Genomic DNA, 7,454 nt, shown 5'->3' with positions numbered 1-7,454 from the left:
CTGACTCCTGACTCCTGACTCCTGACTCCTGACTCCTGACTCCTGACTCCTGACTCCTGACTCCTGACTCCTGACTCCTGACTCCTGACTCCTGAATTCTGCTGTATTTGTAAGGGTTCGCACAGAACCAAAAGTACTAATAAATATACATTTAGAGTCACAATAGTCAAGGTAGTTCCAAATTTAAACTTGCTGAAAAATCCTATGAATCCTGACAAAAGTAATATTAAAGAAACTTCCACATCCTCAAAAACATGGCATGGTTGGCAAGAAAATCTGACTTTAATTGCGATCGCTTTATGTTTAGCACTCCTAATCAGAACATTTATCGCTGAACCTCGGTTAATCCCATCAGCATCAATGTACCCCACCTTACACACAGGCGATCGCTTGGTAGTAGAAAAAGTATCCTATCGTTTTCACCCTCCCAAAACTGGCGATATAGTCGTTTTTTCCTCACCACCAGAATTGCAACGTCGGGGATATCAAAAAAATCAAGCCTTTATCAAACGGGTAATTGGTATGCCCGGAGAGGTAATTAGTGTTAATAAGGGCAAAGTTTACCTCAATGGTCAACCCTTACCAGAAGACTACATCGCCGAACCCCCAAATCAGCCATTCCCAGCCGTAACAGTTCCAGAAAATGAATTTTTTGTGATGGGAGACAACCGCAACGATAGCAATGACTCTCGCTACTGGGGCTTTTTACCACGAAAAAACCTCATCGGTCGCGCTACCTTTCGCTTCTGGCCTTTAGACCGTCTTGGGGTAATTTAATCATTAGTCATTAGTCATTAGTCATTGGTCATTAGTTAATCTCCCCCTGCCTCCTCTGCTTTCTTTCTGTCACCTGTCACCTGTCACCTGTCACCTTCTTCCTAAAACCGCAGATAATACATTAACTGAGCGATCGCTTCACCAGATAATTCTAGGCGTTGCTGAAAATCAACCAGATTACGATAAGGCCCAGCAGTGACACGATTCTGCACTACTGCTTGGGCTAGGGGTAAATCTATAAAGGGAATTTTTGCCAAACTCTCTAATGTTGCTGTATTCGGGTTCAGCAAGTAAGTAGGTTTATCTAAAGATTCGTCATCATAGTAACTAAAATTAAGTAGAGGTTTCAGTGGTTCTAGCCGCTGTACAGGCACACTCAAAGCCGCAGCAATATCCTCAATACAATAAAATTTAACACCAGAGCGGGAAAGTTCCACAAGCGATCGCCCTTGATGAATAGACAAACCAGGTAAACGCAGCCAATCATCAACAGTTGCTTGATTAGCATCAATACGCATACCCAGTTGTGCCGCCATCTGAATTTCTTCCCCAGATTGGAGACGATAGTAAGGATCGTTCACCAGCTTGGCGCGGAGTTTTTGCAATTTCAGATTTAAAGGTAGCCAGTTGTTCATCGTTTGTGATTACCTTAAGAAATCTGGTCTAGGAGATGGCGACGCTTTTGCTCAAATTCATACTCCGAAATTAAACCATCTTGGCGCAGAGCATCTAACTCACGTACAGCACTAGCTACTGATTCTACTTGATTACTGACCTGAAGAGAAACTTTAGCTGCTGACTTACCGAAATTAAAATTCCGGTCAAAAGCCTCTTCATCTTGGGCTAAATACCAAACTCCCTCTATAGCACTAGCCACCTTAGGGATTGGTGTCCAAGACAACAAAACATATACAATTCCCCATAGTGGTTGTCCTAAGTAAAATTTATGTAATCCTGAAATTGTCATTGTGCCAGAAAAGGCTAGAATAGCAGCAATGCTTCGGCTTTTCCGTTTGTGTAAAATCATATCCATCAATCTCCAAATACCACAACTCCTAAGACAAAACAGCCATCATCGCTAATCCACTTAGATTAATTCAGCATGGTGAAGTATGAAACAAAAAATGCATATCTAAATCTATTTTATGGATTTAGTCAATAGCTATCGGTTACTCCTGACAAGTTAAGTAAATTCAAACAACTAAGCTATGTACAATTCCTGTTTAATTGTGGGAAAAAAGCAAACAACATCTTAACTTTCTAAGCTTCTGCTTAACTCTTAACTCTTAACAGAAAAGAAGGGAAATCCGGGTGCTGAGTTGTTTAAACCCAGTCAGAACGCAGACCACTTTAGCTCTAGCTTGGGTGGCCTTAGCCATACACTCCCGTCAGGTATACACAAAAATCACATATAACTGCTATATATCATCACAAACCCTTGGCATTAATTCACCTAATTCAAAATTTCTGAGTCTGCACTTAGCTTTGCTGCCACCTTAAAGCTTTTATATGCAAATTTTACTAAAATGTCACAGAACTCCCTGCCACCAGAAGTACTTGAACTACTCATTGACCCTTATGCTGTTTTGGGAGTTTCTGTAAATGCGGATGATCATCAACTTCTTAAACGTTATCATGCCTTAGCAAAGCAACTACATCCTGATAACTATATCAATACTAATAATCGAGATGCTGAATTAGGCAGAGTTATATTGACTCGTTTAATTAACCCAGCTTACCAGCAATTGAAACAGGCAAAAAAACGGATTAACCTAGTAGGGATGTTGCGCTCAAAAGCGACAGACTTAGACAAACAGGCAGTTTCAGTTCTTCAAACTGGACTCAATGTCGATATCATGTCCATGTCTCCCAATGAGGCTGAGTTTTTCTATGAAAAAGCCATCACTTCTTATGCATCTGCCCAATATAAGTCACTCCCGCAATCACATCAAGTTACTAAACAAATCAGTAAACTGAATTTAGTTTATTTATCCTTACACAAAAATAATGCTTTAAACACAGAACAGTGGACAACTTCATCGAAGTCCATCATCCCCCGACCAGAAATCAAACCAGTCGAACTGAAATTACCTCAAGACAAAAATCTTACCCCCGTTCCGATCAACTATGCTCGACGTAACTATGAGCGGGCTGTTCAGTATGGAGAACAAGGAAAATGGGATCTAGCAGTACAAGAACTGCGCGATGCTATCAAGCTAGAACCAAATAACAGTGATTATTATGCTTTACTGGGGGTAGTACATCTCCAACAGAAATTCCTGGGAATGGCTAAGGTTTACATACGTCAAGCATTAAAACTGAACCCCAAGCAACCCCTAGCTTTGAAATACGCTGCTCAACTGAACATTCAACCTACTGAAAACGGTAATCCTAAATCAGTCGCCAAAGCTTTGGGTATTGCCGCCTTATTAAATCGATTTTTATCTAAAAAAGAAAAAGATTCTTAAGCCCTCACACTAAGTAAAAAAATACAAATAAAATTACGTAAAATTTCGTAGTTGGCAATTCCCTCTCAGCAGTTCTATGGAATTTTGTAAAAGTGGCCTGCTGTCAGCACTATAGCCGTGGACAGGGTTGTTAGGACATCAATTGATAATGAAACTCCCACTACAAGAGGGTTTTACTCCTGACTCCGGTCACTGAGCGTAGTCGAAGTGCTGACTCCTGACTCCTGACTCCTGACTCCTGACTCCTGACTCCTGACTCCTGACTCCTGACTCCTGCTATATTTTGAATTTTGAATTGATTTGTCCCCTAGACTAAAATAGAAATAGAGGCAAAATTTGAAGTTACTGAGTAATAACACTCGGTTGAATAGAAGCAAAATGGGATTCTTTGATTCTGAAATAGTTCAGCAAGAAGCCAAACAGCTGTTTGAAGATTATCAAGCGCTGATTCAACTTGGCAACAACTACGGCAAATTTGACCGCGAGGGCAAAAAGCTATTTATTGAGCAAATGGAAGCAATGATGGATCGATATCGCGTCTTTATGAAACGGTTCGAGCTATCAGAAGACTTCATGGCGCAAATGACCATGCAGCAGCTTAAAACTCAGATGGGTCAGTTTGGTGTCACTCCGCAACAAATGTTTGAGCAAATGAATGTCACCCTACAAAGGATGAAAACAGAGCTAGAAAAACAATTATGACTAGAGACTGGGGAGATAGGGAGATAGGGAGATGGGGAGTTGGGGAGATGGGGTGACGCGGAGATGGGGTGAAATAATTACCTACTGCCCCCTGCCCCCTGCACCCTGCCCTCTGCCCCCTGCACCCTGCACCCTGCCCCCTGCCTCCAGAAACACTAATTTGATTTAGGACGAGTAAACTGGGAGGGTGACTTGAACTTTTCTACAGGTGAATCCTTGAGAGCTTTCACCATAAAATCACGCCAGATGGGAGCCACCATACCACCACCTGTTGCACCACTGGACAATTGACGGTTATCGTCCCTCCCTACCCAGACAGCAGTTGTGAGTTGTGGTACTGTACCCACAAACCAAATATCTTTTTCAGAGGAAGTTGTTCCCGTCTTACCTGCAACGGGTCTATCTATAGCAGCGCCTTTACCTGTACCACTTGTGACTACAGATTGCATGACATCAATAATTGCTGCCGATGCCCAAGGATCAAGGACTCGCTGCGGCTTGGGTGTGTTGTCGAGTAACACATTCCCACTGCTATCTGTGACTCGCACAATTACAGTTGGTGGCGACTGCCAGCCATAATTGGCAAAGGTAGCATAGGCACTAGCCATTTCTAGAGGTGTCATACCAATTGCACCCAAAGGCAAAGAAGTTACAGGTTCCATTGGACTCATAATGCCCAAAGTGCGGCAGATTTCAATTACTCTATTCATGCCCACAGCTTTACCCAGCTTAATCACGGGGATATTGCGAGACTGGGCCAGAGCAGTGCGAATTGACATGGCTCCGCTAAAGCCGCCATCATAGTTTCTCGGATAGTACCAACCATTCCCATCTCGGTAGCTGACTGGAGAATCTACTACTGTGCTATCTGGGCCATATTTGCCAGTGGCAAAGGCTGCATAATAGACAAAGGGTTTAAAAGAAGATCCTGGCTGGCGTAGAGCTTGGGTGGCGCGGTTGAATTCACTGGCTTTAGGATCTACACCACCGACTAGGGCTTTGACAAAATGTGTCCGGGGATCAACTGCCACAAGGGCAATTTGATTCTTGTATAACCCTTGTCCCAGTAAAGTTTTATGCCACTTGCTGACCGTTGCCTCAGCCATTTCTTGAAATTTGGCATCAACTGTGGTTTGAACCCGCATTCCGCCTTTTAGCAGCGCTTCCCGCCCAAACTTTTTCGCCAATTCTTGGGCTACGGTATTGGTGATATAAGGTGAAGCACTGCCTTGAAATGACCTAATTCTACCAAGTTTAATTTCTTGCTTGAGAGCGTCGTCGTATTCCTTTTGGGTAATCCAAGTCAATTCCAGCATCCGCCCCAGAACTTCTTTTTGTTTCTGTTTTGCCAGCTTCATACTGGCAAATGGGCTGAATTCTTCTGGGGCTGGGATTAAACCCGCAATCATTGCTGACTCAGCCAAAGTTAAAGTTTCTGATGACTTGTTAAAGTAACTGCGTGCAGCTGTTTGTACACCGTAGTTGTTATGACCCCAATAAACTTGATTGAGGTACATTTCTAAAATTTGGTCTTTGGTGAGAATTTGCTCTAGTCGAATTGCTAAAACTGCCTCTGCTAACTTTCGGGTAAAAGCACGCTTTTGAGATAAAAACAGGTTTTTCACCAACTGCATGGTGATGGTAGAACCACCTTCTTTCACACCCCCTGCTACCAAGTTGACTACCACAGCCCGCCCAATACCAGTAGGGTTAATACCGTGGTGGGTGTAGAAGTTAGCATCTTCACTGGCTAATACGGCTCGTTTGAGATTGGGGGAAATTTTATCTAGGGGTACAACTTCTCGGTTTGCTTCCCCGTGAACACTTGTTAAGAGCTTACCTTTAATGTCATATATGTATGTAGTTTCTGAAGGAGAAAAGTTACGTAGTTGTCTGACATCTGGCAAGTTGCGGAAACTAATGGCTAGTCCAACTAGTCCTCCGGCTACAATAGAGCTTGCCAGCAACGTGATAGATAACAGAGTACCGCCAGTTACCTGACCTACTCCTTTGAAAAACTCAAAACCAGATGAAGCCTGCTCTGGTGGCTGTTTGTCTTCAAAAGTCCTAGACGACACGGCGATCTCACTTCCTCACTTGTAAATTTAAATGTAATTCATTCAATGAAATCAGACGGTTAATTTTTTGCAATTATAGTAGTTTGGCAGCGCAGAAAACGGATAATTTGCCAGTGAACATAACTAACCTAATTTCTAAAGTGCAAAGTGTAGTTAATAGTGAATCCCCTAGTATGGCTCAAGATTTCTCTTGGCTGCATCGTGGTGTGGCAGAAATTTTTCCGGAACCCCATCATGATAGTGAAACTGAAAGTCTAGAACAGCGTTTAGCAAATGCGAATCGTCCTTTAAGAGTCAAGCTGGGTATTGATCCTACGGGTGCGGATATTCATCTTGGTCATAGTATACCAGTACGCAAACTACGGGCTTTTCAGGATGCTGGTCATACAGCGGTTCTGATTATTGGTGATTTTACCGCACGTATTGGTGATCCTACTGGCAAATCTGATGTACGTCGTCAACTGACTGAAGCCGATGTAACACAAAATGCCCAAACTTATCTTGACCAAGTGCGTCCTATTTTAGATTTTGACACACCCGGCAGGTTGGAGGTGCGTTATAACTCGGAATGGCTTTCCCGTCTAGATTTGGGGAAAATTTTGGAGTTGCTCTCGACTATGACTGTTGGGCAGATGTTAGCCAAGGAAGGTTTTTCGGAACGTTATAAAAAGGAGAATCCGATTTTCCTCCATGAGTTCCTGTATCCATTAATGCAGGGTTATGATTCTGTGGCTGTTGATGCTGACGTGGAGTTGGGCGGAACTGACCAAAAGTTTAACATTGCTGTGGGGCGAGATTTACAACGCCATTTTGGTCTAAAGCCTCAGTTTGGGCTACTTCTGCCAATTTTGATTGGTACTGATGGTGTACAAAAGATGTCTAAGTCTTTAGGTAATTATGTCGCTTTGGGAGAACATCCTTCCCAAAAGTATCAGAAGTTGCAATGTGTGCCAGATAATTTACTGTCACAGTATTTTGAATTGCTGACAGATTTACCTCTGGATAGTCTGCCAGAAAACCCGCGCGACTGTCAAAAATATCTGGCTAAGGAAATTGTCAAACAATATCATGGTGAAGAGGTTGCGAATGAAGCTGAAAAAGCAGCAACAACTTGTGGAGAAGAGGGTACACTTCCTGAATTTCAGTTAGCTGATAAGAAGGTACAATTTCCAGCAAAGTTATCTTATCTTCTCGGTGTTACTGGTTTGTGTAAAAGTACCGCAGAAGGTAAACGGAAAATTCAAGAGGGTGGTGTGAGGTTAGATGGTGATAAGGTGACTGATGTGGATACGACTTTTGCCGAACCTGGGGATTTATACGGTAAGGTTCTACAAGTTGGTAAAAAGAATTTTGTCCGTTTAGTAGAGTGACTGGGGTCAATTATCAGTTATAGCGGTTATCGGTTGGATGCAATACAATCAAGGGCGGG

General features: G+C 42.7%; 7 protein-coding genes. 4 read left to right on the top strand and 3 right to left on the bottom strand.

Annotated features, from left to right (window positions below; translation table 11 throughout):
* The first annotated feature begins 204 nt into the window (after positions 1 to 204).
* Positions 205 to 777, top strand: coding sequence for a signal peptidase I (lepB, locus tag H6G68_RS07705; RefSeq protein WP_190906098.1), 573 nt, complete (start codon positions 205 to 207; stop codon positions 775 to 777).
* A 101-nt stretch (positions 778 to 878) separates the two neighbouring features.
* Here the strand turns inward: lepB and H6G68_RS07700 are convergent, their stop codons facing one another.
* On the bottom strand, positions 879 to 1,412 hold the full coding sequence (locus H6G68_RS07700) for a ComEA family DNA-binding protein (RefSeq protein WP_190906097.1): 534 nt from the start codon (positions 1,410 to 1,412) through the stop codon (positions 879 to 881).
* Between the two features lie 14 nt (positions 1,413 to 1,426).
* Positions 1,427 to 1,801, bottom strand: a complete 375-nt coding sequence (locus H6G68_RS07695) for an NINE protein (protein WP_190906104.1) — start codon at positions 1,799 to 1,801, stop codon at positions 1,427 to 1,429.
* Positions 1,802 to 2,303: 502 nt separating this feature from the next.
* On the opposite strand from H6G68_RS07695, the gene H6G68_RS07690 reads away from it, so the two are divergent.
* Entirely contained in the window at positions 2,304 to 3,245 is a 942-nt protein-coding gene (locus tag H6G68_RS07690) for a J domain-containing protein (protein WP_190906096.1), read from the top strand.
* 378 nt (positions 3,246 to 3,623) lie between these two features.
* Positions 3,624 to 3,947, top strand: a complete 324-nt coding sequence (locus tag H6G68_RS07685) for a DUF1825 family protein (RefSeq protein ID WP_071190669.1) — start codon at positions 3,624 to 3,626, stop codon at positions 3,945 to 3,947.
* 155 nt (positions 3,948 to 4,102) lie between these two features.
* On the opposite strand, the gene H6G68_RS07680 is transcribed toward H6G68_RS07685, so the two are convergent.
* Positions 4,103 to 6,025, bottom strand: coding sequence for a PBP1A family penicillin-binding protein (locus H6G68_RS07680; protein ID WP_190906095.1), 1,923 nt, complete (start codon positions 6,023 to 6,025; stop codon positions 4,103 to 4,105).
* Positions 6,026 to 6,198: 173 nt separating this feature from the next.
* On the opposite strand from H6G68_RS07680, the gene tyrS reads away from it, so the two are divergent.
* The gene (tyrS, locus tag H6G68_RS07675) at positions 6,199 to 7,395 is read left to right on the top strand and encodes a tyrosine--tRNA ligase (RefSeq protein WP_199332529.1); all 1,197 of its coding nucleotides are present in this window, start codon (positions 6,199 to 6,201) and stop codon (positions 7,393 to 7,395) included.
* The last annotated feature ends 59 nt before the right edge of the window (positions 7,396 to 7,454 follow it).

Source organism: Anabaena catenula FACHB-362 (assembly GCF_014698735.1).
Classification (GTDB): domain Bacteria; phylum Cyanobacteriota; class Cyanobacteriia; order Cyanobacteriales; family Nostocaceae; genus Anabaena; species Anabaena variabilis_A.
Note: the sequence above shows the minus strand (reverse complement) of the source record. Positions and strands in the feature narration are given on the sequence as shown.

Coding starts and splice junctions, on each gene's coding strand:
- H6G68_RS07690 (WP_190906096.1), top strand. CDS start 2,304: ATGTCACAGAACTCCCTGCCACCAGAAGTACTTGAACTACTCATTGAC.
- H6G68_RS07685 (WP_071190669.1), top strand. CDS start 3,624: ATGGGATTCTTTGATTCTGAAATAGTTCAGCAAGAAGCCAAACAGCTG.
- H6G68_RS07700 (WP_190906097.1), bottom strand. CDS start 1,412: ATGAACAACTGGCTACCTTTAAATCTGAAATTGCAAAAACTCCGCGCC.
- lepB (WP_190906098.1), top strand. CDS start 205: ATGAATCCTGACAAAAGTAATATTAAAGAAACTTCCACATCCTCAAAA.
- tyrS (WP_199332529.1), top strand. CDS start 6,199: ATGGCTCAAGATTTCTCTTGGCTGCATCGTGGTGTGGCAGAAATTTTT.